At 69.2% G+C, this 24,967-nt stretch carries 24 protein-coding genes; 9 read left to right on the top strand and 15 right to left on the bottom strand.

Features of this window, described 5'->3' with window-relative positions:
• Positions 1-33 precede the first annotated feature (33 nt).
• Positions 34-1,608, top strand: coding sequence for a PucR family transcriptional regulator (locus ACWDX9_RS12075; RefSeq protein WP_449952238.1), 1,575 nt, complete (start codon positions 34-36; stop codon positions 1,606-1,608).
• Here the strand turns inward: ACWDX9_RS12075 and ACWDX9_RS12070 are convergent.
• Genes ACWDX9_RS12070 through ACWDX9_RS12060 form a run of 3 tightly spaced genes read right to left on the bottom strand, consistent with a single transcriptional unit; the run spans position 1,596 to position 4,247 of the window.
• Positions 1,596-2,498, bottom strand: coding sequence for a polysaccharide deacetylase family protein (locus tag ACWDX9_RS12070; protein WP_449952235.1), 903 nt, complete (start codon positions 2,496-2,498; stop codon positions 1,596-1,598). The two genes, ACWDX9_RS12075 and ACWDX9_RS12070, sit on opposite strands and share 13 nt — an antisense overlap.
• Positions 2,495-3,622: an oxidoreductase gene (locus tag ACWDX9_RS12065; RefSeq protein ID WP_449952232.1), complete on the bottom strand. Its 1,128-nt coding sequence runs from the start codon at positions 3,620-3,622 to the stop codon at positions 2,495-2,497. The genes ACWDX9_RS12070 and ACWDX9_RS12065 overlap by 4 nt, the downstream gene beginning before the upstream one ends.
• A 7-nt stretch (positions 3,623-3,629) precedes the next feature.
• Complete coding sequence (locus ACWDX9_RS12060; RefSeq protein ID WP_449952229.1) at positions 3,630-4,247, bottom strand: DUF1989 domain-containing protein; 618 nt, start codon at positions 4,245-4,247, stop codon at positions 3,630-3,632.
• A gap of 340 nt (positions 4,248-4,587) precedes the next feature.
• On the opposite strand from ACWDX9_RS12060, the gene ACWDX9_RS12055 reads away from it, so the two are divergent.
• Together ACWDX9_RS12055 and ACWDX9_RS12050 are read left to right on the top strand one after the other, a co-directional pair.
• Complete coding sequence (locus ACWDX9_RS12055) at positions 4,588-5,862, top strand: serine hydrolase domain-containing protein (RefSeq protein ID WP_449952226.1); 1,275 nt, start codon at positions 4,588-4,590, stop codon at positions 5,860-5,862.
• A 554-nt stretch (positions 5,863-6,416) separates the two neighbouring features.
• Positions 6,417-6,923 carry a monooxygenase family protein gene (locus ACWDX9_RS12050; RefSeq protein ID WP_449952223.1) on the top strand — a complete coding sequence of 169 codons (507 nt, stop codon included), beginning with the start codon at positions 6,417-6,419 and terminating at the stop codon, positions 6,921-6,923.
• Between the two features lie 73 nt (positions 6,924-6,996).
• Here ACWDX9_RS12050 and ACWDX9_RS12045 read toward each other — a convergent pair whose 3' ends face one another.
• Positions 6,997-7,170 carry a hypothetical protein gene (locus tag ACWDX9_RS12045; RefSeq protein ID WP_449952220.1) on the bottom strand — a complete coding sequence of 58 codons (174 nt, stop codon included), beginning with the start codon at positions 7,168-7,170 and terminating at the stop codon, positions 6,997-6,999.
• A gap of 482 nt (positions 7,171-7,652) precedes the next feature.
• Positions 7,653-8,450, bottom strand: a complete 798-nt coding sequence (locus ACWDX9_RS12040) for an alpha/beta fold hydrolase (protein ID WP_449952217.1) — start codon at positions 8,448-8,450, stop codon at positions 7,653-7,655.
• 124 nt (positions 8,451-8,574) lie between these two features.
• Between ACWDX9_RS12040 and ACWDX9_RS12035 the strand changes: the two genes are divergently transcribed.
• Together ACWDX9_RS12035 and ACWDX9_RS12030 are read left to right on the top strand one after the other, a co-directional pair.
• Positions 8,575-8,790 carry a 2TM domain-containing protein gene (locus tag ACWDX9_RS12035; protein ID WP_449952214.1) on the top strand — a complete coding sequence of 72 codons (216 nt, stop codon included), beginning with the start codon at positions 8,575-8,577 and terminating at the stop codon, positions 8,788-8,790.
• A 445-nt stretch (positions 8,791-9,235) separates the two neighbouring features.
• Entirely contained in the window at positions 9,236-12,427 is a 3,192-nt protein-coding gene (locus ACWDX9_RS12030) for an ATP-binding protein (RefSeq protein WP_449952212.1), read from the top strand.
• Positions 12,428-12,433: 6 nt separating this feature from the next.
• Here the strand turns inward: ACWDX9_RS12030 and ACWDX9_RS12025 are convergent, their stop codons facing one another.
• From ACWDX9_RS12025 to ACWDX9_RS12005, 5 genes are all read right to left on the bottom strand, one after another.
• A complete protein-coding gene (locus ACWDX9_RS12025; RefSeq protein WP_449952209.1) occupies positions 12,434-13,315 on the bottom strand; it encodes a bile acid:sodium symporter family protein in 882 nt (293 codons plus the stop codon).
• Positions 13,316-13,459: 144 nt separating this feature from the next.
• Positions 13,460-14,317: a hypothetical protein gene (locus ACWDX9_RS12020; RefSeq protein WP_449952206.1), complete on the bottom strand. Its 858-nt coding sequence runs from the start codon at positions 14,315-14,317 to the stop codon at positions 13,460-13,462.
• Between the two features lie 66 nt (positions 14,318-14,383).
• Positions 14,384-14,767 carry a peptidase inhibitor family I36 protein gene (locus tag ACWDX9_RS12015; RefSeq protein ID WP_449952204.1) on the bottom strand — a complete coding sequence of 128 codons (384 nt, stop codon included), beginning with the start codon at positions 14,765-14,767 and terminating at the stop codon, positions 14,384-14,386.
• Positions 14,768-15,090: 323 nt separating this feature from the next.
• On the bottom strand, positions 15,091-15,645 hold the full coding sequence (locus ACWDX9_RS12010; RefSeq protein ID WP_364266030.1) for an EF-hand domain-containing protein: 555 nt from the start codon (positions 15,643-15,645) through the stop codon (positions 15,091-15,093).
• A gap of 298 nt (positions 15,646-15,943) precedes the next feature.
• On the bottom strand, positions 15,944-17,086 hold the full coding sequence (locus ACWDX9_RS12005) for a hypothetical protein (RefSeq protein WP_449952201.1): 1,143 nt from the start codon (positions 17,084-17,086) through the stop codon (positions 15,944-15,946).
• 473 nt (positions 17,087-17,559) lie between these two features.
• Between ACWDX9_RS12005 and ACWDX9_RS12000 the strand changes: the two genes are divergently transcribed.
• Entirely contained in the window at positions 17,560-17,988 is a 429-nt protein-coding gene (locus tag ACWDX9_RS12000) for a DUF6086 family protein (protein WP_449952198.1), read from the top strand.
• 96 nt (positions 17,989-18,084) lie between these two features.
• On the opposite strand, the gene ACWDX9_RS11995 is transcribed toward ACWDX9_RS12000, so the two are convergent.
• Both ACWDX9_RS11995 and ACWDX9_RS11990 read right to left on the bottom strand, forming a co-directional pair.
• Positions 18,085-18,297 (bottom strand): Imm21 family immunity protein, encoded by a 213-nt coding sequence (locus ACWDX9_RS11995; protein WP_449952195.1) that lies wholly within the window; start codon positions 18,295-18,297, stop codon positions 18,085-18,087.
• Between the two features lie 87 nt (positions 18,298-18,384).
• Positions 18,385-18,990 carry a TetR/AcrR family transcriptional regulator gene (locus ACWDX9_RS11990; RefSeq protein ID WP_449952192.1) on the bottom strand — a complete coding sequence of 202 codons (606 nt, stop codon included), beginning with the start codon at positions 18,988-18,990 and terminating at the stop codon, positions 18,385-18,387.
• Between the two features lie 87 nt (positions 18,991-19,077).
• On the opposite strand from ACWDX9_RS11990, the gene ACWDX9_RS11985 reads away from it, so the two are divergent.
• The gene (locus ACWDX9_RS11985; protein ID WP_449952190.1) at positions 19,078-20,259 is read left to right on the top strand and encodes a cytochrome P450; all 1,182 of its coding nucleotides are present in this window, start codon (positions 19,078-19,080) and stop codon (positions 20,257-20,259) included.
• A 124-nt stretch (positions 20,260-20,383) separates the two neighbouring features.
• Here ACWDX9_RS11985 and ACWDX9_RS11980 read toward each other — a convergent pair whose 3' ends face one another.
• From ACWDX9_RS11980 to ACWDX9_RS11970, 3 genes are read right to left on the bottom strand one after another with little or no spacing between them, the layout of a single operon-like run.
• Positions 20,384-21,586: an RNA polymerase sigma factor gene (locus ACWDX9_RS11980; protein ID WP_449952187.1), complete on the bottom strand. Its 1,203-nt coding sequence runs from the start codon at positions 21,584-21,586 to the stop codon at positions 20,384-20,386.
• On the bottom strand, positions 21,579-21,920 hold the full coding sequence (locus ACWDX9_RS11975) for a YciI family protein (protein ID WP_449952184.1): 342 nt from the start codon (positions 21,918-21,920) through the stop codon (positions 21,579-21,581). The genes ACWDX9_RS11980 and ACWDX9_RS11975 overlap by 8 nt, the downstream gene beginning before the upstream one ends.
• Positions 21,921-21,942: 22 nt before the next feature.
• Positions 21,943-22,341: a VOC family protein gene (locus ACWDX9_RS11970; protein WP_449952181.1), complete on the bottom strand. Its 399-nt coding sequence runs from the start codon at positions 22,339-22,341 to the stop codon at positions 21,943-21,945.
• Between the two features lie 244 nt (positions 22,342-22,585).
• On the opposite strand from ACWDX9_RS11970, the gene ACWDX9_RS11965 reads away from it, so the two are divergent.
• On the top strand, positions 22,586-22,999 hold the full coding sequence (locus tag ACWDX9_RS11965; protein WP_449952178.1) for a helix-turn-helix domain-containing protein: 414 nt from the start codon (positions 22,586-22,588) through the stop codon (positions 22,997-22,999).
• Positions 22,992-24,923, top strand: coding sequence for a heavy metal translocating P-type ATPase (locus ACWDX9_RS11960; protein WP_449952175.1), 1,932 nt, complete (start codon positions 22,992-22,994; stop codon positions 24,921-24,923). Before ACWDX9_RS11965 ends, ACWDX9_RS11960 begins: the two co-directional genes overlap by 8 nt.
• Positions 24,924-24,967 lie beyond the last annotated feature (44 nt).

The following is a 24,967-nucleotide window of genomic DNA, read 5'->3' as shown; positions in this document are numbered from 1 at the left end:
TAGCTTGAAGCCATCTCTGTATATAGTTACAGCGTGTTCACGCTCCAATCCCTGCTGGATCGCGCCTCGCTCGAACTCCGTGTGCTGGTGCCGGGCCGACCGGGCGCATTGGACGCGCCCGTCGCGTGGGTGCACAACACCGAGCTGCCCGATCCTTCGCGCTACGTACGCGAAGGGGAGATCGTGCTGACCAACGGGTTGTGGCTAGAACGGGTGCCTCCCGCGCAGTTCGTGACGAACGTCAAGAAGGCCAAGGCCAGTGGCATCGTGTTCGGCTTGCGAGCGGAAATGCCGAACACTCCCGACGCGCTGGTCGAAGCCTGTCGCGAAGAGGAGCTGCCGCTGCTGGAGATCTCCGTCGCGGTGCCGTTCACGGCGGTCTCGCAGGCCATGGCCGACATGCTGACCGACGAACGCAAGCAGTCGCTGGTCGGTATGGTGCGCCGGGGAGACGCCCTGGCCACGGCGATCTCCCGGGGTGCCGGCGCCTCCGGCGTGCTCGATGTCCTGCGCCGTGAGCATGACCTGCCCCTGGCGGTGGTCGACAGGATGGCGCGTTCCCTCGCGGTGGCCGGCGCGAGCCTGGACAGCGACCAGCTGCATGCCGTGGCCACGGCGTTGGCCAAGAAGCCTCCGGCTCTGGAGGTGGATCTGGGAGATTTGGGACAAGCAGCGCTGTTTCCGGTGGGTGCCGTCGGCGACATCGACGCGGCTCTCATCTGCCTGCGCCCTTTGCGCGAGCTCGCGACGCCCGAGCGGCAGGCGCTGGAGCAGACGGCTCGGTTCCTCAGCCTGGAGGTGGCGAAACAGCAGGCGGTCCAGGCGATCGAGATGCGCTTCGCCAGCGAGCTCCTGGAGATGGTCCTCTCGGGAGGCTGGCGGGCGACGGAGGTTCCTGGCCGGCTCCGCGCGTTCGGCGTGGATCCGAGCGGTCCGCTGGCCGTGTGCGCCGTGGCGTTCGCGGACGGCGAGGCCGCGACGATGCACGGGCTCGCGGAGGTGATCGTGGAGTTCTTCGCCGTCGAGGGAGTGCCGGCAGTCGTGGCCGGCGGCACGCAGGACGTCGTCGCCGTCCTGCCGTGGCGCCATCCCGAGCACGAGCTGCCGTCGCTCGCCCAGCGCCTGGTACGGAGCATCGAGCGGCGCTTCCCTGGACTGCGCCCGGTCGTCGGCCTCGGAGAGCTCGCGGCCCACGCGGCCGAGCTGCGCCCTCAGCTCCTGCAGTCCAGGGAGGCGTGCCGCGTGCTGCGGCGCACCCGCACGGGTCCGTCCGTGCGGGCCTTCGCCGAGCTGGGCACGCACCGGCTGCTCCTCGGGCTGCTCGACGCCGAGACCTTGACCGAGTTCGCCGGCAAGATCCTCGGCCCGATGAAGGACCATGACGCGCGGCGGAGCGGCGAGCTCGAGCTGACGCTGCGGACGTTCCTCGATCATGACGGGCAATGGGCGGCGACGGCCGGAGCGTTGCACATCCACGTCAACACCCTGCGTAACCGGCTGGCCAAGATCGCTGAGCTCACCGGCAGAGACGTGGGGCGTACGGAGGACCGGGTCGATCTGTTCCTGGCGCTGACCGTCGAGGCGATGGACTGGGCTCAGTCCGGGTAGACGTCCGGATCCACCACCGGGGGCCGGGGCCGGCGCACGGTCAGGCCGGCGTCCGCGGCCGCCCGCTCGGCGACGTCGCGGCAGCGGGCGAAGGACACGTCCGCGCAGCTCTGCGCGTACTCCAGGAACTGCCGCAACGCCAGCGCACGGCCGGGCCGGCCGGACAGGAAGGGGTGAACGCACAGGTTGAACAGGCCGCCGTAGTGGCGCATCCCGTCGAGCTCGGCCCGCCACAGCTCCAGCACCTTCACCGGAGACTCGATGACGGAGCCCACATGAGGTGCGGGCAGGAACGCGTACTGCTCCCAGTCGTCGAGCGACCAGTGGACGGGCAGCTCGACGATCTCGCCGGCGGGCGTGACCACTTTGTACGGCTTGTCATCCCCCATGAGAGAGGAGTCGTAGCGCAGGCCGTACTCCGCGACCAGGTCGGCCGTCCGCCAGGACGCTTCCCACAGCGCCGCTCGGTGCCCCCGGATCTCGATGCCCTGGCTGTCGAAGACCGCCAGCGCGCGTTCGAAGTCCGCGCGTTCCTCCTCGGCGGTCATCGACGTGGGCGGCCGGTGGCTGTAGGAGTGGTGCGCCACCTCGTGGCCCCGCTCGACGATCGACGGGGCGAGCGCGGGACGGTGCTCGGCAACCCAGCCGGGCACGAAGAACGTGGCGGGGACGCCCAGCTCGTCCAGAAGATCGAGGATACGGGGCAGTCCGACCTCGGGACCGTATGCCTGGTGGGACATCGTGCTCGCGTGGTCGGCGAAGCCGCGGCCCTGCGCGAGCACAGGGGTTTCCGCGTCCACGTCGAAGGTGAGCGCCACGACCGCGGCGGACCGGCCACGCCAGCCGCCGCGGCCCTCGTCCGCCTGCTCGACCCGCCCGGGCGCGCTCAAGCCGGCACTCCGGCCGCCGGTCGCCACAGGCGGGCGTTGCTCAGCGTCGCCATGGGCTGGAGCATCTGGTGGTCGAAGTTCGCCATGGGCAGCCCTTGGGCCAGGCGCCGCGGGAAGTCCGGGTTGGCGAGCGCTCCCCGGCCGAGGGTCAGTACGTCCGCGTGACCGTCCTGCAGCACCATGGCCGCCCGGTCGAGGTTGTGCATGCCGCCATTGGCCAGCACGGGCAGTCCGGTCACCTTCCGGGCCAGGCCCGTGATCGTCACCTGCCCGTCCAGGGTCGCGGTCTCCACCCAGTCACGTCCTTCACTGGCGATGTGCAGGTAGCTCGCCCCCGCTTCGGCGAGCGCGGCGAAGATGATCTCCGCCTCCCTGGAGCCGCCCGCCCATCTGTGGGTGAAATCGTTGACCTTGCCCTGCGACAAGCGGATCCCCACGCAGAAACGCGGACCGACCTCAGCGCGGATGGCGGAGACGATCTCTGCCGCGAGTCGTACCCGATTGGCGACCGTGCCACCATAGCGATCGCCGCGCTGGTTGGTGTAGTCGGTCAGGAACTGGTCCACGAGGTAGCCGTTGGCGCCGTGCACCTCCACCCCGTCGAAACCCGCTCGCCGGGCGCGGACGGCCGACGTCACGAAGCCGTGCACCACCTGGTCGATGTCGTCCTGGCTCATCGCGCGGGGCGTCGGCCAAGGTCCGTACCCGCCGTATTCCGGCATCTTCTGCCCGCGCGGCAGGACTGCCGACGGCGCCGCCGTGTCGTCGCGGTAGTGGTTGCCCTGCGACAGCGCGCCCGCGTGCATGAGCTGAAGGATCATCGGCGCTCCGGCGTCGTGCACGTGGCTGACGACGTCCCGCCAGGCGGCCTCGTGACCGTCGGTGACGATGCCGGGCTGGTTGGCGTAGCTCTGGCTGTAGCGCGTATCGGTATAGGTTCCCTCGGTCAGAACGAGGGAGAAACCACCGCGGGCGAAAGCCGCGTAGTAGTCCGCCATCTCGGCCGTCGGCGTTCCGTCGGCGGCGGCGGACACCCTGGTCATGGGCGAGACGGCCAGCCGGTTGGCGAGGTGGAGCTCGCCGATGCGGTCCGGTCGCAGGGCGGGATGCTGGATGTCGTTCATCGTTCACTCACTCCTTGACGTCGCTTGTGTCGTCCTGACCGTTGAGGAGATCGATCGCCAACGGTGTCGGCTTGTGCCCATTGATTCCGACCAGGTCCTGCGGGCAGGCCGAGACCACGACCACGCAGTCCATCTCCGCCTCCAACGTGATCGCGTCGTTCGGGCGGCTGATCGAGTTCAGCCAGCTCAGCCGGCCGTCGTCCGCCACGGGGATCCTCATGAACACGTTGACGGGCTGCGGAGTGACCGGGACGGCGAGACCGAGGCCGGCCATGCTCGTGGCCAGGTTGTCCGCGCAGGACGCGTGGAACCCCGACACGCCCAGAGAACGGTAGCGGGCCGGGTCGCAGGCGGCGATGAGCATGTCATGCCGCCCGGGCGAGGTGTCCTCCACCAGGGTGAGGATGGGCCTGCGCCGGTCGGTGACGAACTGCTCGCCGATCGCCGGGAACAGGCGGCTGGTGGCGGCTCGGGTGTGTGACGCGCTGAGGTGCTCGTTCACGTCGTCCGCGGCGAACGCGAACACATCGCCGACCTGGCCTCCCTGGAGGTCGGTGACCCGTACGCGCTGACCGGTCCTGACCTTTACCGCCCGTCCTTCGGTGGCGGGCACGATAACTCGCATACCGACAGCCAACCAGCCGGCACACGGGCAGGCCATGGAGGTTTCCCCTGTGTTTGTCCGACGCAATGGAGGAACCTACAGTCATCCACAGGGACCCTCCGTCCTCCTGACGCCGACAGCGCTGCTTTCCAGCCGCCCCACGGGCCCGCGTTCCGCCGCCGGTCACGCTGCCTCCACGGGTGCCGCGCAGTCGAGAAGTGCGCGGTCCCGGCTCGCGGCGGCCGAGAGAGAAAGTTCGAGGGTTCGGGCTCAGCCGGTCAAACAAGGCCACCGAAACGCCGGAGAAACAGACTGCGTGCTTGCATCCCCCTCACAGATCTTTCCTCGTGAAAGGATTTCCATGGCGTTGTCGCATCCCTCCTCGTCCGACCACGGCCCTTCGCGCCGCTCCGCCCTCGGGTTCCTGGGCGCGGTCCCGCTGGCGGCCGGTGGTCTGCTGGCCTCGCAAGGAACCGCCGAGGCGAACGCCGACCGTTCCTCAGGCTCTGGCCGCATTCCCAAGGACCTGCTTCCTGGAGGCGCCTTTGACCGGCACATCAAAGAACTTGCGGACAAGGATCAGTTTTCCGGCACTGTGATGCTCGCACACCGCGGCCGCCAAGTCCTGGCCCGCGCCTACGGCTGGGCGGACAAGGAAGGCAAGATCCCGAACAAGATCGACACCATCTACGCTCTGGCCTCGTCCTCCAAGCCGTTCACCGGGCTGGCTGTCGTGCAGCTCGTCCAGCAGGGCAAGCTCAAGTTCTACGACCTGGTGAGCAAGCATCTGGACGGCCTGCCGGCGGAGATGGCCGAACGCATCACCGTGCATCACCTCCTCACCCACACCAGCGGCCTGGGCGACGCCCGGCGCCCGGGCGAGCAGCCACCACCGGAGGAGATCCACAACAGCTACGAGCAGCAGATGGCAGGCTTCTGGGCGAATCTGAAGACCTTCGAGCTGGAGTTCGCCCCCGGGACGAAGAAGGCCTACAGCAGCATGGGCTACACCCTGCTCGGCGAACTCGTGGCGAAGGTCTCCGGCATGTCGTTCCAGGACTACGTCCGCCAGAACGTCTTCCTCCCGGCCGGCATGGAGGACTCCGCCTACTACGACCGCCGCCAGTGGCTGACCGACAAGCGCATCGCTCACCCGTACATGTATCAAAAGGACGGTACGCGCGTCGACGCCGTCCGCAACCTCGACAAGGGCTCCGTCTACGGCGATGCCGGCCAAGGCAGCAACTCCGCCCGGGGATGGATGGGAACAGGCGGCGGCAACGGCTTCACCACCGCCCCGGACCTTGTACGCTTCGCGATCGCGCTGCAGGGGGGCAAGCTCACCTCCCGGCCCTACACCGAGTTGTACGTGAACGGAAAGATCTCCGCCAAGCCGCTCAAGCCGGACACCTCTGGCAGCTCCCTCCGCGGGGAGACCTTCCAGGCGTACGGGCCTGTGGCCGCCACCTACAACAACCAGCGCATCATCACCCACGGAGGCGGTGCGGGCGGCATATCGACGAGCTGGTCCATCTACCTTGACCTGGACTGGACGGCCGTCATTCTGAGCAACTACGACCTGCAGAGCATCGAGCCGATCATCGACCTGGAACGACGCCTGATCACCGGCGCCTAGCCCGCCGAAGCCGACGCAACCTAGCGGGTCGAGCTGACGACGAAACGTTCGGGGCGCGTGGCTCGACGACCCGCAAACGGATTGAGGATCTGCAGGCGCAGGTTATCGCGGGAGGAGGGCCGACCGTGGCTCCCGGCACGGACCGGAGGCACTGAGCCATCCACGCCAGTTTCCACTGTGACACGCGGTCGACGCGCGGACACCAGCCGACAGGGAAGTCGCCGTTCACTCCTCTCGGATTTCGTTCAGTGCTAGTCAAGTTCGCTTTCGTACGTTGAGGCTGCTGAGGATCGAACTCAAGCGTGGAGGGGCCACAACGATGACGACCACCCGCCGAACACTGCCGGCCGGATCCCTCATCAGCGACCGCTATCCGGTCATCGCGGCGGTGTTCAGAGCACGCGGGTCGCGTTGATCCCCGAAGGGCCCGCGAACTGTTGGGTATCGGCGCTGAAGAGGTGCTTCTACGCTCGCCGTGGCCTCCATCAAAGCGACGACCCGCCCACGCCGGCACATGACCAGCCCATGCGTAACCGAGCCAAAAGGAGCGTTGGATGCCAACTCGCGTGAATCGGCAGACCGTCGATCTGTCCGCCTATCCAGACCTCATCGTCTTATACCTCGGCATGCGGGTGAATCATCTGTACGGGATCCGGACCTTCTTCAGCTTCGGCCGGAAGATCAGTGAGTCGGTCGCGGGCAAGCCGGACGGGCTCCTGCTGCACGAGCCCGTTTACTACTCGTTCTTCCCGATGAACATGGGGATGCGTCAGTACTGGCGGGACCTGCCGTCGCTGCTCGCCTTTGCCCGGTCCGAGCCGCATCGGGAGTGGTGGTTGGACTTCCTGCGGGACTCGGGCGGCACCGGTTTCTGGCATGAGACGTACTCGGTCAAGGGTGGCATGGAGGCCGTCTACGACGACGTGCCCAAGCCGATCGGTTTTGGACGGTTCGCTGGGATCCAGCGCGCTCGTGGACCCATGTTCGGTTCCGCGGCCCGCCTGGGACGCTCCGACGACAGCAGCCCGGTCCTGAGCGAGACGGACCTCTACGGGTCATAGCCGCTCGGGCCATCGGCGGTGACCGCAGAGGGCGTGCGCCTGGTAACACCGACCGTTGCGAAATTCGTGGGTGCTACAAATGCCCGCGAATGAAGCGAGGCGGTAGTTCAGCGGCACGACGATGATGCCGCCTTCGCGCGATGTGCTGGGCGTCGTAGCCGGGGCTGCCGGAAAGCCGAGCCAGGGAGATCACGTCGCCGGGCTGGAACAGGTGGCCGTCGTCGTCGATCAGGTGCGGCAGCGCCACCGCGGGCAGCCCCGTGGCCTCCAGCGATGCTCTGCGACTCGGCCACGGCTGGCATGGCGAACACGTCGGCCTGCTCGTCGTTCAGGACCGGCCCGCGCCGCGCCGCACCGTCGTTCACATGGTTCCTCCGTCATACCGCGCCGGAACAGCTGGTCGAGCCGAACTGAGCGCGCCCATCAGGGTCCGGGTCGGCCGGACCGTGGGGATCGCGAGCATCATGGTCGCGCCGACGCCGGACAGGCACGGCAGCAGTATCGGCAGGTTGCCGCCGGCCACGCCGATCAGTACCAGGAGCGCCAGGACACCGCCGTAGCAGGGGATCAGACCGCGGTTCTCGTACCACCGACCGCCAATTCGGCAGTGCATTGGCCTTCGTACGCACGCTGATGCATCGTCTCCTCCCCCAGACGACCAACGGAGATCAGATGCGGGCGGCGGCCGCCGCCCGCATGGAGGCGGGGCGGGGCCGCCCTGATCCGGTGTCAGCGCGCGGCGCGTTTGATGAGGTCGGCAGTCACGGCGGGCTGCGAGATCATCGCGACGTGCGAGGCGCTGACCTCGTGGACCTGTGCCCCGGCCCGCCGCGCCATGAACCGCTGGGCCGCGACGGGCAGCACCTGATCGTTCCGAGCGACGAGGTAATAGGAGGGAATGGTCTTCCACGCCGGGGCGCCGGACGGTTCCCCGAGCGTGCGCGCGTCAGCGGGCCGCTGGCCGGCCTGCATCAGGTCGGTGGTCGCACTCGGCACGTCCCCGGCGAAGACGTCGTGGAAGAACTCCTTCTTGATGTACCCGTCGACGAGGTTCTCACCGTAGGGACGGAAGTCCAGCGCCGCCTCATTGAGCTTGCTTCCCGGATACTTCGTCTGCAGGTCCAGCAGCGACTCACCCTGGTCGGGGGCGAACGCGGCCACGTAGACCAGCGCTTTCACGTTCGGGTTGCCGGTCGCGGCGTTCGTGATGACGATCCCGCCATAGGAGTGCGCGGCGAGGACGATCGGGCCGCTGAGTGTGGCGAGGATGGAGGCCAGGTAGGCGGAGTCGGCGGCCACGCTGCGCAGTGGGTTCGCCGGGGCGATCACCGGATAGTTCTCGCGGATGAGCCTGGCGCTGACGTCGTTCCAGCCGGAGGAATCGGCGAACGCGCCGTGCACGAGCACCACGGTGGGTTTGGGCCTGCCTTCCAGCCGGGGCTGCGCCTGCGCCTCGGACGTTCCCAGCAGGGTACCGGCCGCGACCGCGGCGGATCCGGCCAGCACCGCTCGGCGGGTCGTCGTCATAATGTGGTCCTTTCAACGTGTGCAGCTTGCATCTCAATTGCGGGTCAGAGTAGATCCCGGTAGTTGACGATCGCTGAGCCCGGTAATTCAGTCTTTGGTAAGTACGTCGATCTAGCCTGCGGGCATGAGAACAAAGAAGAGCGAGACCGCCCGGAAGTGGGGTCTGCGGATTCACCTGCTCTTTTATGTGCTGTCCAATGTGGTCCAGGTCGTGGTGTGGTCTATCTACGACTCGGGAAGCCACTTCTGGCCTGTGTGGTCGATAGTCTTCTGGGGCATCGGGCTGGCCTTTCACGCCTGGAGCGTCTATTCACCGCCCCAATCGAATACCGCGCACTGAGCCGAGCGGTTAGCGAAGTGGGGATGGCCGACGTCATTCTCGACTGGTCCGCCACCCGGGGCGGCCGGTCAGTGGGCAGAGGCCGGCGGTCGAATTATGGGGACCGGATTCAGGAAGCTCGAATCCGACCCTGCTCACCCGCTTGGCTGACGCCGGTGAGCCGGACGAAGGTGGTGGCGGATGGCGCCAGACCCGCCGTCAAGTCCTCAGCGTCGCCGCAACTGAGCAGGACGGAGGTTGCGGTTTCCAGGTGACCGCGGCCGTGATGTCCGGTACGCGCGCCAAGCTGGACGAGCACCTGACCGCCGAGCGGGACATCCGTGACGATCCTGCCTGGCAGGTGGTTCCCTTCTACGACCGATCCTGGGCCCATATACTCGGTGCACGCTGCGGTCCGAAGCGGGTCGCAAGCGGACCAATCTGTCATGTCCATCCGGGAGTCGACGTGACTGGGCCCGCCCATCCCGTTCGGCCCGACGGCGAAGATCCGCCGACCGGTGCCGGTTCGCTGCGCCTGCAGGTCCTCGGTCCGCTGCGGCTGTGGCGCGATGGCGCCGAACTGGACGCCGGCCCCCGGCAGCAGGCGCAGCTGTTGGCCCTGCTCCTGGCGCGCGTGGGCCATCCGGTCAGCACGAGGGAATTGATCGACCTGATCTGGGCCGATGACGCTCCCGCCAGCGCGCTCAACCTCATCCAGAAGTACATCGGGGCATTGCGGCGGGTGCTCGAACCCGCGGTCCCCGCCCGGGCAGCCGGTACGTACCTGCACCGCCGCGGCAACACGTACGCGTTCAGCGCCGGCCCCGGCACGCTGGACCTCGTCACGTTCCGGGAGCTCCTCGAAGCCGCCCAGACCGCCCTCGCCCAGCAGGCCCGCGAAGTGGCGCTCGACCACTACGTCGAAGCGCTCGGCCTCTGGCGTGGCCCCGCAGGGGACGGGTTGTCCTACGGATCGACCGCGATCTCGATCCTGGCCACCCTCGACGACGAGTTCTACGCCGCCTGCGCGGCAGCGGCCGAACTGGCCGTGTCGTTACGCCGGCCGGAGCGGGTGATCCCGCCGTTGCAGCTGGCCGCGTCGATGGCACCGTTCCACGAACCCGTACATGCCGGCCTCATCACCGCCCTCGGCGTCGCCGGACGGCAGGCGGAGGCGCTGTCGGCGTTCCACGCGGTCCGTGACCGCCTCGCCGAGGAGCTCGGCATCGACCCCGGCCCGGCGCTGCAGGCCGCGCACCTGCGAGTACTGACGCAGACCCCGACGTCGCCGACGGTGACGAGCACGGAAAGTGAGAGTGACCGCGCACCGGCGAGCCTGGTCGGCCGGGGCGAGGAACTCGGCGTGCTGCGGCAGACCATCGAGGCGGCGCTCACCGGCCGCACCGGGCTCGCCATCGTCGAAGGCGAACCGGGCGCGGGCAAGACGCGCCTGCTGGAAGAGGCCACCGCCGCCGCGGACCGGCGTGGCGCGCTCGTCGTCTGGGCTTCCTGTTTGGAAGGCGACGGAACACCATCGATGTGGCCATGGGAGCAGGCGCTCACCGTTGTCCTCGACAGCCTGCCCGCGTTGGCGCGCGAGAAGTGGCTGGCCAGCGAACTCGGTCGCCTCCTCGAATCTCGGGACGATGACGCCGCGCCACCGGTTTCCGGCGGCCGCGCCCAGTTCCGCCTGTTCGAGCAGGTCGTCACCTTTATCGGCCAGGCCTCGGCAGAACGGCCGATGCTGCTCGTCATGGACGATCTTCAATGGATCGATGCCACCTCGCTCCAGCTGTTCAACCACCTGGCGGGCCGGCTGCCCACCGGCACCGCGATCGTCGGCGCCCTTCGCGACCGCGCGCCCACACCCGGCCCCGACCTTTCGCGGGTGCTGGCCGCCGCCAGCCGGCTGCCCAACCACCGCAGAATCCAGCTCGGCCCGCTCAGCCTGACCGACGTGGCCGAGCTCATCCGCCGCGAGACCGGCCACGAACCCGGTACGGACATCGCCCGCAACATCCACGTTCGCACCGCCGGCAATCCTTTCTTCGTCCGCGAACTGTCGCGGCTCCTCAGCGACCGCGGCGCGCTCAGCGACGGCGACGCGTCGGCCCGGGCCGGGGTGCCGTCCACTGTCCGAGACGTCGTCCGTGACCGGATGGCGGGCCTCGACGACAGCGCTCGCGACCTGCTGCGGGTCGCCGCGCTGATCGGCCGCGACGTCGACCTCGGCCTGCTCGCCCGCGCCGCCGGTGTCGACTTCGCAGACTGCCTCGAACACCTTGAACCGCTGCGCGCGCTGGGCCTGCTCGAAACGGGCCCGGAGGACCCGTTCTCGTGGCGCTTCGCGCACGACCTGGTTCGCGAATCGATCATGGAGACGACCGAGCAGCTGCGGGCCATCCGGCTGCACCTGCGTGTCGCGGACGCGCTCGAAGAGAGCCAGGCGGACGACGAGTCCATCACCGAACGTCTCGCCTTCCACCTGTCCGCCGCCGGTCCTCTCGCCGACCCGGTTCGTACCGTGGAGGCGCTGAAGCGCGCCGGTCGTCGTGCGACGACCAAGCTCGCGTTCGCCGCCGCCGACCGGCACCTGCAGTCGGCCGCCCAGATCGCGCGGAACGCCGGGCTCCCGGAACTCGAACTCTCCGCCCTCTCGCTGCTCGCCATCGCCCCGCGCCGGCAAGCCGGGTTCGGCGGCACGACGTTCGATCTGCTGGAGCGTGCGGAACACCTGGCCCGCCAACTCGGCCGGGAGGTCGAGGCCGCCGGCCTCCTCTTCGCGCGCCTGTTCGGGGCCTACACCTTCCTGGAGTGGGACCGCGTTCGTCTGGTCCGGCGGCTGTACGAGCAAGGGGAGGCGTCCTCCGATCCGGTCGTCCGCGTGTACGGCCGGCAAGCCTGGGGCCTGCACCAGTGGGACATCGGCAACATCGGCGAGGCATACCGGTGCTTCAGCCAGAACAACCCCGCCCTTCTCGACGGGGTTGTCTCCGCGCACAGCGAGACCCCGATCCGGCGTGACGTCTCGGGTGAGTGGCCCGGCTGGCAGGCCGTCATCACGGCACTGCACGGTGACGCCGGGACGGCGGAGACCATGATCGACAAATGGAACGGCCCCGACGACTCGTATGCGGTCGCGACCTGGGCCTACTACACCACGATCATTGCTTCGATGGCCGGTGACGCGGGCTGGGTGATACGCACGATCGAGCGGTGGATGGCCGTGGGCACTGGCCGCGCCGCCGTCCAGCAGGAGCACTACGTACGGCTGCACTGGTACTGGGCCCGTGCCCTCACCGGCGATGACCCGGCCGGTATCGCGGCGGAGGCCGACCAGCTCCTGGCCGGGACGCTGGTCGACCCGCCGCGGTGGGGCGTCGCGTACCACCACGCGCTGATCGCCGAGATGTGGCTGGCCGCCGGGATGCCGGACGAGGCGGGCATCGCCCTCGACCGAGCGGACCAGGCCCTCGAGTCCTACGGCCAACGCTACGCCGAAGGACTGGTCCTGCTACTGCGGGCGCGCCTGCTCCACGCCCGCGGCGAACCGGCCGAAGTCGTACGAGCCGCTGCCGAAACGGCCCGCGACCGGTCCGACGAACGCGGGTCTCACCTCTTCGCCCGCCGCGCCGAGAAGTTCCTCACCGAGCTTTGATCGCACTCAGGCCACGCCGTCATGTTGGATCTGTGGATGCCGTCGAGTTCGACTCCTGATCAACCAGCCGAATCCGGTCGCCGTGAAGAACATGACGATGCCGTACACCGCGCCCGGGATGGCGATCTCGGCACTGTTCAACAGCGTCGGGCTCAGCGCGATCGTGATGGCGAGCCCGGTGTTGTGGATGCCGATCTCGAACCCGGCCGCGGTGGCCGCACGGTGGTCGACACCGGCCAGGCGCGGCACACCGTAGCCGATCAGCAGGCTCACGATGTTGAAGACCAACGCGGCGAGCCCGACCGAGACGAAATAGCCGACGAGGTTCTCCCGTTCCGCGTACAGAACGGCGTAAATGACCCCGACCAGGACCACGATCGACAGCGCCCGGACGGGGAGGTTGAGCCGCCGCGCCGCCTCCGGCGCCCACGCGCGTACGAGCATCCCGATCGCGACCGGTACGAGCACCATCACGAAGACCTGCAGTATCTTGTCGAACTGCAGCCCGAGAGCGGCCCCATCGGGTAGGAAGTACCCGGCCGAGAGGTTCACCACGACCGGCAGGACGACCACGGCCAGCACCGAGTTGATCGCGGTGAGCGTGACGTTCAGCGCGACGTTCCCGCCGAACAGGTGGCTGAACAGGTTGGCCGCGGGACCACCGGGCGACGCCGCGACCAGCAGCAACCCGACCGCCAGCTCCGGCGGAAGCCGGAAGGCGAGCACCACGCCGAAGCAGATCGCCGGCAGCAGCACGATCTGGCACAGCAGCGCGGCCACGGCCGCCTTCGGATACTGGCCCACCCGCCGGAAGTCGTCCAGCGTCAGGCTGAGGCCCAGGCCGAGCATGACGATGCCGATGGCGAAGGGCAGACTGGCCAAGATCAACGCGGACCCCATAGCGGACATTCTCGGGCATACCTACAAAGTTCTGCTAGGTCGCCGCAAGGTTTGTCGGGGGGAGGACGGTGGCCACCACGTCCCAGCCGCCTTGCCGACCTGCGCGGCCCAAGGACATGCACGAGGTGCCGGTCAGCCGCGGGCGAGGACGGCGCGGGCGGCCGCGAGCTGCCGATCCTTGGTCTCCTGAAGCGCATGGAACTCGGCGGGGTGCGCCGCGACGGCGTCGTCCTGGATGCGTTTCTCCACGGCGGACCAGATGGAGACGAGGTCGGTCCGCGCCTTGCACCCCACGTCCGCCTGCGCCGCGCGGATCTCCTCCTGGGAGGCGGGGCCGCCCTTCATCCACCGCCGGTCGGTGATGGCGGCGAGCGGGTCGGCGTACTGCCGGCCCTGCTCCCGCATGCACGTGCTCCAGGCCCGGAAGACCTCGACAACCCCCGGATCCCGCTGAGAGCGCTCGAAGGTCTCCGAGATGAGCCTGTTGAACACGGCCTCGTCGACCTGCGGGGTGCCCTGCTCCAGGTGGTTCCGCGCCTGTCGCAGGCACCCGTCCTTCTCGTCGTACGCGGCCTGCCGTTCCTTCGCCGACAGGCTTCGCATACGGTCGGCACGTACGGCGGCGCGCCGGGCCACGGTAGGGCGGTCCGGCGGGTTGTGATAGCCGAAGAGGCGAGCGATCTCCGGTTCGACGACACCGTAGCGGCGGCGGTTGGCCGGCTCCACGTCCTCCGCCGCGCTCTGCGGCAGCACCTCCCACGCCATACCCCGCCGCCGCATGCAGTCGCGGATGAGGAGCTCTTCGGCACCCTCAAGGATGCCGATGTCCGACGGGGAGAAGTTGTACCGGTCGAAGGGGATCGAGAGCTCGCGCGCCTCCACCCCCGGCGTCGGCACCGGAACCCGCGGCTCCGTCGCCGCCGCCGTCGAACAGGCGGCTGCCGCCGCGGTCAGGAGCACCCCGACCGCTCCCCGCAGCCGAACAGACACGCTGATTCCTCCGATCGGCCGCGGGGCGGGGTACCGAACTCGGTGTCCTGCGAGCGGTTCAGGGCCTTACGGCCTGACGTACTTGATGGAGCTGGTCTTGTTGTCGAACCCGTTGTTCGTCAGGTCGCCGTCCGAGGAGGAGGGCTTTGCCGCGTAGCCGTACGCGCCGGAGCAGTTGGCGGAGTTGTAGAACTGCACCCTGGCGGCGCTGTCGTTCCGCATGGAGCTCGCCTTGTTGTTCACTTTGAGCACGTTGTAGCACAGGCCCCAGCCCTCGAACATGAACTCCTCTTCTGCGCCCTTGAAGTTGTCGTGCTCGTACAGGCAGAAGGCCAGCTCGCAGGAGCTCACCGCCGGGTCCGCCTCGGCCTGCGCAGTGGAGCCGACCCCCACCAGGCTGACCAGGGCCAGCGCCACCACACCGGCGCTGCGCACCCTCGCTCGCTTCATGCACACCTCATTCTCGTGGAGCCGAAATTGTTGTGATCATAGTCAGGTACATGCCGGAAAATTCCACGAATTCGGTTAAGTGGTGAGCGTGCGCCACCTCGTGTGCACGGCCAACGGGTGAGGAGACCCTATCTACACGCGTTATGGCCGGGAACGTACGCCTGGGGGATGATCCGGTGCCGGCGGCGGTCGTGGACGGCCGGACACAAAGCGAGAGGCCCGTCACCGTGTCTCCGCTGGTGACGGGCCTGCAAGGTCCGAACTAATGGTGGCGGCCAACCTTACTGACAGGCCGTAACCCGCAGCGGGAGATTCACGAGAGCTCAGCCCGCACCCGTCTGCCCCAGGATCGCCGATCCAGGGGCAACGGGGTCTTCACTTGTGAGCAGCACCCAAACGCCTTCGGCGTACTCCTGGCGGGAGATCCTGCCGTCGCCGTCGGTGTCCAGTTGGGCGAAAGCACCCTCGGCCACCTCATGGGGGATACCCATCCCGCTGAAGAAGTGATCGAGTTCCGGCGCCGAGATGAACCCGTCTTCGTCGGTGTCGGCGGCGTCGAAGGCGGCGCACGACAGCGCGCTGGTCATCTGCTGGAAGTGCGGATGGCTCGCGACCAGGTGGTCCACCGCCTGGGCGAACTCCGCCTCGCTCACCGCGGCATCGCCATCGAGGTCGGCGTCCTCGCGGATGTGTTCCCACCAGTCCGCGCACAACTGCTGAATGGCCTGATGCTGACGCGAGCCCGGGTCGGGGGCCACCGCGGCACATACCTTGTCCGCGATGTGCTTGAAGTCATCGGCGGCGATCTGCCCGTCGCCAGTGCTGTCAAGCAGAGCGAACAGGGCAGCGACGTTGGACTCGTGCAGAGAGCGGGTCACAGGTGTACCTCCCGGATCGAACGGCGTGGATCGCGACCGATCCCTAAGTATCCGGATGACTCCGCTCAGTGACAGATGGCGTCATGGTGGCGACGCGGCAACACTAATGTGCCTTGAGAGACCGCGTGGGCGCGAAAGAACGGCTCCCGGGAGAGAGTCCGACACCGGAGCATCGACACCCGGACCACCGATGCCGACAACACCACCCGGCGGCACGGCACCCACAACGGGCCACCGCCCATCACATTCGAGCATTACGTAGCCGAGCCGTACAAGCTGCTGACCAGGAGCGATGCCGCTATTCGATCGTACGGAGCGCGCCCTCGGCCAGCACGTGCGCCGCCTTGATGCCGTCGGGCACGCCCGGGGCATCCAGCCACTTCGGTTCCAGGTGATCCGCCCAGTCGATGATCTCGGACGCGAGAGCCAGCGCCTGCGCGTCACGTCCGTGCACGAGTTCCACGGCGAGCCGCAGGTACGCACCCTGCCGCGTCCCGTCGAGCTCGGCGGCCAACGCAGCGATCCGGTCGGCGGCCCGCACACCGTGCCCGGGATGCTGCGCGGCAAGGACCGCCAGCACGAAACGGATTCCCGGTGGCTCGGCGTCCCACCGGTCCAGCAGCACCGGAACCTGGTCACCGACGGTCCGGAACACCTCCTCGGTCCATGCACCCGGTTGGAGCGGCTCCTCCTCGTCCAGCGCGAGGTCGGCGAACGCGACCAGGTTGTCGTTGCGGCGGCCCCCGGCGACCATCAGCCACAGATAGAGGTCCCGGCGCTGACGCGCGGGCACCGTGTCGGCGACGATCAGCTCGGCGAGGAACGGCAGCGCGGGGGCGGTGGCCTCATAGCAGTCGCCCTGGTGCAGCAGGTCGTCGCCGAACAGCTCGTCGAGGACCTCGTCCCACTCCCCCGTCCCGTCCGCCAGCTCGCGCAGCAGGCCGGGGACGTCGTCGGCGGAACCGTGCGCATGCTCCAGGTCGCCCCACGGCACGTCATCGAGACCGGCCAGCTCCACGATCCTCGGGGTGGCGAAGTCCGGTGTGAGCGCCAGTGCTTCCAGCGGCGGCGCCGGGACGACGGTGATCTCCGGAACCGGCGGACGCGCCTTCGTCCCCTTCACCTCGATCGGGCCAGTCCAGCTGCGATACTCGGCCACCCTGCTGACGTCGAACCGGCTGCCGCCACTGGGCCGGCCACCATGCATCCGCGCGATCGCCGCAGCTTCCCGGCTCACCGCCTCGATCTGCCGGTGCCCCACGGTGTCGACCGGGTAGGGCCCCTCGTCGAGCGCCATCACCAGCCAGCCGCCGTCCGGGTGCGGACGGGCGAAAACGCAGGGGAACCCGTACTCCGCGAGCCGCTCGGCGAACGCCTGCGCCGCCCCCTCGTCGGGCACGACGAAGTCGTGCATCCCCGCCATCGCGCTCCAACCGGCCACGCGCTCGTCTCCGTCCTGCCGCTTCTGCCGTCCTCCGGCCAGCCTGCCAGATCACCCGTTCTCGTTTCCGCGGCCGCCCGGCCTCCCGCGGAAGGCGAGCTCGAATGACCGCGTTCGACGCCTCGCTCTACAACGCGCCGCCGGCTCCTGCCGAGCCGAGGCGAGTCCGCCGCGACGATGGTCACCAAGGCCCGCGCTCATGGCGGCACTGGACCGGCTGGGCATCATCGTCCGAGCGGGAGTTAGCGTGGTCAAGGTGCTGCCAGTTGGGAGCACGATCCCGGATCCGCGACGAGGTGGGTACCGCTTGAGGAGTGGCACCTCCTCAGCTCGGACTTCGGCCCAGAGCAGATGGGTCCCTATGGACTCATGATCGGCGATGCCGGACGATGCCCGGGGATGCGTGGGAAACGGTAGCCTTCGGGCCCAACGTCGCGATCCGAACGGCGGGCGCGGTGGAACGCGAGGAGAACATGAGCCAGTACTTCCAGGTTGGCGATCAAGTCCTCTGGAACCCCTCGAACGGAGTCGCTGGCCTGTTCATGCGATCAGCGGAAGCGCTTGCCCCCGAGACAGGATTGCCGACGGGGCTCGGCCCTATGGTGAGCGACGAATGTGAGGTTGACCTGGCCGCCTTCGCGGCCTTCGTGAGTGCACTGATCGAGCGCTACGAGCGTTCGAACCATCCCATCCTGCACTCACTCATGGAGGGCTTCATAGCGACGGCCCTCGTTCTCGTTGAGCGCGGCGGAGCAAAACTGCCCGTGCCCCGTGCGAACGATGGCGGCTGGAGGGATGTGCAGGTGAGCGAACATTCCGTATGGCCGCCAGGTGGCCAGGTACGTGATGTTGAGAGATGGGCGGCCCTTTCGGGACAGCACGCTCGGGCAATGCCACACTGAGGCTCCCACGACACCCGACCACATGATCCATGGAAGAGCGACACAGACGCGGAGTACGCCCCGGGGCTCAGGTTCCCGGCTGGAGCTGGACGAGGATCATGAGTCGATCGTCAAGAGGCGTTCGGTCGGCAGATAGGTCGTCATGGCAGGTTCGTCGCCGAGAACAAGGGCTTGCTGCGCCCCAACGGTGACGGTACCGATGTAGCCCTCAACGGCCCGCGACCACCGCCTCACACATGCAGCCCTACGACCGCCTGGTGATGGCTGGTGCCACCGCCTTGCCGAGGGAACCTCTCCCTTCCATGTCATCCAGCCGCACCGACGCCCACTCCAGTCACGTGTTCCGACCGGTCACTGCCGAAGATGGCCGTACGCGGTGACCCGCTGTTGGACGGCTCAAGGTTGGGCGGCGGCCATGACACCGTGTACGGCCTGATCGATGCGCTGAGCGGCCTGGTCGGGGTCGGGCTGGCCGGCATCCAGCCAGGCGATGACGGCCTCGAGCGTCAGGGTGGGGATCAGGTTCGCGGCCCAGTCCAGCCAAGGGCCCGGGGGGATCCTCCTGGCCAGGTTGCGGTGGGCGACCTCCCGGGAGACGGCGGTCATGGAGTCGATCAGCTCGCGGAAGTCGGGCTCGCGGGCCGCATAGCGGAACAGCAGCCTGAAGCCGTCGGGGTCGGCCGCGGCAGCGCGCACGAGGGCGGGGAGGGCGCGCTCGTCGAAGTCGTCGGTGCCGGTGGCCTCGGCCAGCCGCACGCACGCCCGGTCGAGCACGGCTCGGTACAGATCGGCCTTGGAGTCGAAGTGCCGATACAGCATCGCCCGGGTCAGCTCGGCCTCGGCGGCGATGTCGTCAAGGCCGGTGGCGGCGTAGCCGGCGCGGGCGAAGGCGCGGGTGGCGGCGTCCAGGATCTGCTCACGCCGCTCGGCGCGCCGCAGCCGCCGCACCGGTGAAGCCGGGACGGTCTCAGGGCCGGTGCCGCCTGCTTCGGGGTTGCTCATCCCGCCTCCACTTGTAGAAGCAGAAGTATACATGTAGCTTTTTAGACATCGAAGTATACAAATCTGCGTCTACCTCTTGGGGGAGTCGTGTCCGAACCCGTCCGGCTGCCGTTCCAGCAGCCCGGCCCGATGCAGCCGGCGCCGCTGCTGCGCCGGCTGCAGGCCCAAGGCCCGATCCACGCCATCCGCACCGCCGTCGGCGACCCGGCCTGGCTGGTGACGGGCTACGAGCAGGTACGCGCTCTGCTGGATGACGACCGGCTCGGTCGCGCCCACCGCGAGCCCGAGCGCGCTTCCCGTACCGGCGAGTCAGCACTGTTCGGCGGCCCGCTGGGCGACTTCGACACCGAGCGGGCCGACCACCGGCGGATGCGCTCACTGCTGCAGCCGCACTTCTCGCCCAAGCGCATGCGCGCGCTGCGCGGCCGCGTCGAGACGCTCACGGCGAACCTGCTGGACGAGATGGCCGCCGCCGGCCCGCCCGCCGACCTGCACGCCGCGCTAGCCCTGCCGCTGCCGATCGCGGTCATCTGCGAGCTGCTCGGCGTCCCGTTCGAGGACCGGGCGCAGTTTCGCGCCTGGACGCAGGCAGCCGCCGACATCACCGACCGGGCCCGCTCCGAGCAGGGGCTGGCCGAACTGTTCAGCTACGGGCAGCGGCTGGTGGCCCGAAAGCGCGCCGCCGGGGATGTGGACGCCGATGTGATTTCCCGGCTGGCCGCCACCGATGGCGTCAGCGACGACGATGCCGCCGCGATGGGCATGACTCTGCTGTTCGCCGGGCACGAGACCACGGTCACCGTGATCGGCAACGGTGCGCTGTGGCTGCTGACCGCCTCCGGCCAGTGGCAGGCCCTCGTGGACGACCCGTCCCGGATCGAGGCCGCCGTGGAAGAGATTCTGCGCGCGCCTGGCCTGGGCGGCAGCGGCATCTCTCGCTACGCCCGCACCGACCTGGCGATCGCCGGGGTCCACGTCCGGGCCGGAGACCTGGTGCTGCTGGACACCGGCGCGGCCAACCACGACGCCGCCGTCTTCGCCGACCCCGACCGCTTCGACCTCGACCGGCCGCCGGCGTCACACCTGACCTTCGGCCACGGCGCCCGCTACTGCATCGGTGCGCCACTGGCCCGCATCGAGCTGCAGGTCGTCTTCTCCCAGCTCGTCACCCGCTTCCCCACCCTGAAGCTCGGCTGCGCGGTGGAGGAGCTGACGTTCAACCCGAACGTGCTCACCGGCGGCCTCACCGCCCTGCCCGTCACCTGGTGAAGACGACCGTACGGCGGCCGGCCCCCGGCCGGATGGATCCCAAGATGGCCGCCGCCATGGACGAAGGCGCACCGACCGCGAATGCTCGACCAGCGGGCGAGGTCGGCCGGGATCGCTCGCTTGATCAGCCCCAGCTGATCCGTTCCTCCAGCAGCGCCTGCTGGGCCGGGTTGGCGGTCAGCTCCAGCGCCCGCTCATCGGCCCGGCGCGCCTCGTCGCGGCGTCCCAGCTCGCGCAGCAACTCGGCCAGGGTGGCGTGGAACAGCGGGTAGCGCTCCAGCGCCGGGCCGACCTCCTTCAGCTCCGCCAGCGCCGCCTCCACTCCTTGCGCATAGCGCACCGCGATCGCCCGATGCAGGCGGGCGACCGGCGAGGGCGCGAGATAGAGCAGCATGTCGTACAACATCATGATCTGCGGCCAGTCGGTGTCGGCGAAGGTCGTGGCCTCGGCGTGACAGGCCACGATCGCCGCCTGCACCTGATAAGGCCCCGGCCGGTGGTAGGCGCGCGCGGTACGAGTCAGGAGCGCGGTCGCCTCCTCGATGGCCTGCCGATCCCACAGCGAACGGTCTTGATCGGCCAGCAGCACCAGCCGGCCCTCTGCATCGAAGCGGGCCGCGCCGCGCGCCCGGTGCAGCCGGATCAGCGCCAGCAGCCCGGCCGCCTCCGGCTCCTTCGGCATCAGGTTCGTCAGCAGCGCCGCCAGCCAATCGGCGTCGTCGACGAGGTCGCGCGCGTGCGCTCGTTCGCCTGTGCTGGACAGATAGCCCTCGTTGAACAGCAGGTAGATGACCGTCAGCACCTCCCCCAGCCGCTGCGGCAGCTCTTCCTGCGCCGGGATGCGGTAGGGGATCCCGGCCTCGCCGATCTTCCGCTTGGCCCGCGTGATCCGCTGCGCCACCGTGGTCTCGGGCACCACGAACGCCGCGGCGATCTGCGCCGTGCTCAGCCCGCACACCACGCGCAACGTCAGCGCGATCTGGGCCGAGCGCGACAAGGCCGGGTGACAGCAGGTGAAGATCAGCCGCAGCCGGTCGTCGAGCGGAGCGGGTTCCGGCCAGGCGAGCTGGGCGAGCTTGGCGCGGTAGTTGGACTCGCGCCGCAGCACGTCCAGGCCGCGCCGCCGGGCCACGGTGAACAGCCAGGCGTCGGGCCGCTCCGGCACGCCTTCGACCGGCCAGCGGCGCAAGGCCGTCTCGACCGCGTCCTGCACCAGGTCCTCGGCGGCTGAGAAGTCGCCGAGCAGCGACACCAGGGACGCGGCCAGCCGGCCCGCGTGCTCACGCACGGTTCGGGCCAGCATCTCCGCGCTTGCCTGCTCAGTCATGCGCCGGGCGGATCTCCACGATCGGGCAGGCGGGCCAGGTACGGGCCAGCTTCAGCGCCTCGTCCAGGTCTGCCACCTCCACTTCGGCGAATCCGCTGACCACCTCCTTGCCCTCCACGAACGGCCCGTCGGTGACCACCGGCTCGCCCTCGCCCAGCCGCATCGTGGTGGCAGTGTGCACCGGATGCAGGTGCGTGTGGTGGGTGATCTTGTCGGCGTTCTCGGCGAACCAGCGGCCCACCGCCTCATAGGCGGCCTCGCGTTCCAGCTCGCCCATCTCCTCCAGTTCCTTGGCGAACTGCTCGGTCTCGACGAACATCAGCACGTACTTCACGATCGGTTCCTCCCCTTCCGTGTCAGCTTGCCGGGAGCGTCGCGTACAAGTCCACGCCGTTGCCGTCCGGGTCGGCGACCGTGGCGTACCGCATACCCCAGAACGCGTCGAACGGCTCGGCGATCCCGTGGTAGCCGGCCTCGATCAGCTCGGCGTACTTGGCGTCCACCCTCGCCGGGCTGTCGAACTCGAAGCACAACAACGTGCGCGGGCCGCCGGTCGGCGCGGTCCAGCCGGGCAGGAACGGCGTGCGGAACGGCTCGGTGTCGAGCATGACGTGCAGCCCGTTGGGCAGGTCACAGCCGGCGTGTTCGGGGCTGTGCGGGTCGAGCTTGAACTCCAGCCCGAGGTGGGCATAGAACGCGATCGTCGCGTCCATGTCGGACACCACGATGTCGATCGTGTTCAGCATCGGGTTCATGACGGCTCCGTTTTCCTGGATCGGTTCTTGGCCTTCATCAGGAAGACGATCGGCACCCGACCTGACACGACATCACCGGCCGGACATTTGCCAGGACAGGCCGCTGCGGTGCATCTACCGCCAGTAAGGGCGGGCATTCCAGCGCCGGGCAGCATGAGCGATCGAGCCGCAAAATGACATCTTAGTACAGCAGATCCTGAATCAAGCCTGTACTTGATTCAGGATCGACTGTATCGTCGGGGACATGGAGACGACCGACTCCCCTACCTTCGCCGTGGCCGTCAACGCCGAGGCGCTGGCCCGCGTGGGCACCGCACTGGCCGACGAGAACCGGCGCCGGCTGCTGCTGGAGCTGTTGAACGAGCCCGCCTACCCCGCCGACCTGGCCGAGCGGCTCGGCATGACCCGCGGCAACGTGTCCAACCACCTGGCCTGCCTGCGCGGCTGCGGGCTGGTGCGCACCGTTCCGGTGGGCCGCCGCGTGCGCTACGAGCTGGCTGACCCCAAGCTGGCGCACGCCCTCGCCGAGCTGGCCTCCCTCGTACTGCTCGTCGACCAGGCCGAGACCACCCCCTCCGGCGAGCCCTGCACGCCCGGCGACTACTCCTGCACGGTGCAGGACGACCCGCTCCCAGGGGAAGCGGCAGGCCATGTCTGACGCATGCTGCACCCCCACCACCACCCCGGACATCGAGACCGCAACGACTCCCTCGGCGATCTGGCAGGTGCGCGAACTGCAGGCGGCCGCCACCTCCGGGGTGCTGTTGCTGGCCGCCCTGCCGGCGTCGGACAGGTGGGCGACGGCACTGCAACTGGCGGCGCTGGTGGTCGGCGCGGCCACCTTCGTCCCCGGCACTCTGCGCGCTCTGATGCGGGGACGGCTCGGCGTCGGACTGCTCATGACCATCGCCGCCGTCGGCGCCGTCGCATTGGGCGAGTACGGGGAGGCCGCCACGCTGGCCTTCCTGTTCTCCATCGCCGAAGGGCTGGAAGGCTACGCGGTGGCCCGCACCCGGCACGGCCTGCGCGCCCTGCTGGACCTGGTGCCCCCGACCGCGCGCGTGCTGCGCGACGGCGCCGAATCCGAGGTCTCGCCCGCCGACCTGCGCGTCGGCGACGTGCTGCTGGTACGGCCGGGCGAGAAGATCGCCACCGACGGCGTGGTCACCTCCGGCCGCAGCGCCCTCGACACCTCGGTCGTCACCGGCGAATCGGTGCCCGTCGAGGTCGGTCCCGGTGCGGAGGTCTTCGCCGGGACGGTCAACGGCACCGGAGCGCTGGAGATCACCGTCACCGCCACCGCCCGTGACAACTCGCTGGCCCGCCTCGTCCACATCGTGCACGAGGCCCAGGAGCGCAAGGGCACCAGCCAGCGCCTGGCCGAGCGCTTCGCCCGCCCGCTGGTGCCCGGCGTGCTCGTGCTGGCCGCGCTGGTGGCCGGCCTGGGCAGCCTGCTGGGCGAACCCGATGTGTGGATCGAGCGCGCCCTGGTGGTGCTGGTCGCCGCCGCCCCCTGCGCGTTCGCCCTGTCCGTACCGGTCGCCGTGGTCGCCGCCATCGGCTCCGCCTCCAAGGCAGGCGTGCTCGTCAAGGGCGGCGCCGCGGTCGAGGCGCTGGGCAAGGTCAAGATCGTGGCCCTGGACAAGACCGGCACCCTGACCCGCAACGAGCCCGCCGTCATCGACGTCATCACAGCTCCGGCCACCGAACGCGACCACGTCCTGGACGTGGCCGCCGCGCTGGAGACCCGCAGCGAGCATCCGCTGGCCGCCGCGATCCTCGCCGCCCGCCCCGCCCCACAACCGGCCGACGAGGTGGAGGCCGTACCCGGCAGTGGGCTGCGCGGCACGGTCGGCGGCCGTCCCGCCCGGCTGGGCAAACCTGGCTTCATCGAGCCCGGCCCGCTCGCCGACGACGTGACCCGGCTGCAGGACGCCGGCGCGACCGTCGTCCTCGTCGAACACGACAACATCCTGCTTGGCGCAGTCGCCGTACGCGATGAAGTCCGCCCCGAAGCCGCCGAAGCCGTCGCCCAGCTCAAGCGGCAAGGCGTCGAGGTCGTCATGCTCACCGGCGACAACGCCCGTACCGCCGCCGCGATCGCGGCCGACGCCGGCATCACCGACGTCCACGCCGAACTCCTGCCCGCCGACAAGGCCCGCATCGTCACCGAGCTGCAGGCCCGCGGACCGGTGGCCATGGTCGGCGACGGAATCAACGACGCCCCCGCCCTGGCCACCGCCGAGGCCGGCATCGCCATGGGCGCCATGGGCAGCGACGTCGCCATCGAGGCCGCCGACATCGCCCTCATGGGCGAGGACCTGCGCCGCCTGCCCGACGCCATCGCGCACACCCGGGCCGCCCGCGCCATCTTCATCCAGAACCTGCTGATGTCCGGCGGTATCCTCATCACCCTCGTGCCGCTGGCCGCCACCGGCGTGCTCGGCCTGGCCACCGTGGTCGCCACGCACGAGCTGGCCGAGGTCCTGGTCATCGCCAACGGCCTGCGCGCCGGACGCCGCACCCGCCTGCCCCACCACGCCGCACTGCGCGCCGCCGCCCGCGCCGCGTTGTGCGAGTAGCTTAGGTTCGTTGTGTGCATAGGTCCCGCGTGACCAATGAGCGG

The organism is Nonomuraea sp. NPDC003201, assembly GCF_053590415.1.
This window is presented reverse-complemented; position numbering and strand designations above follow the sequence as displayed.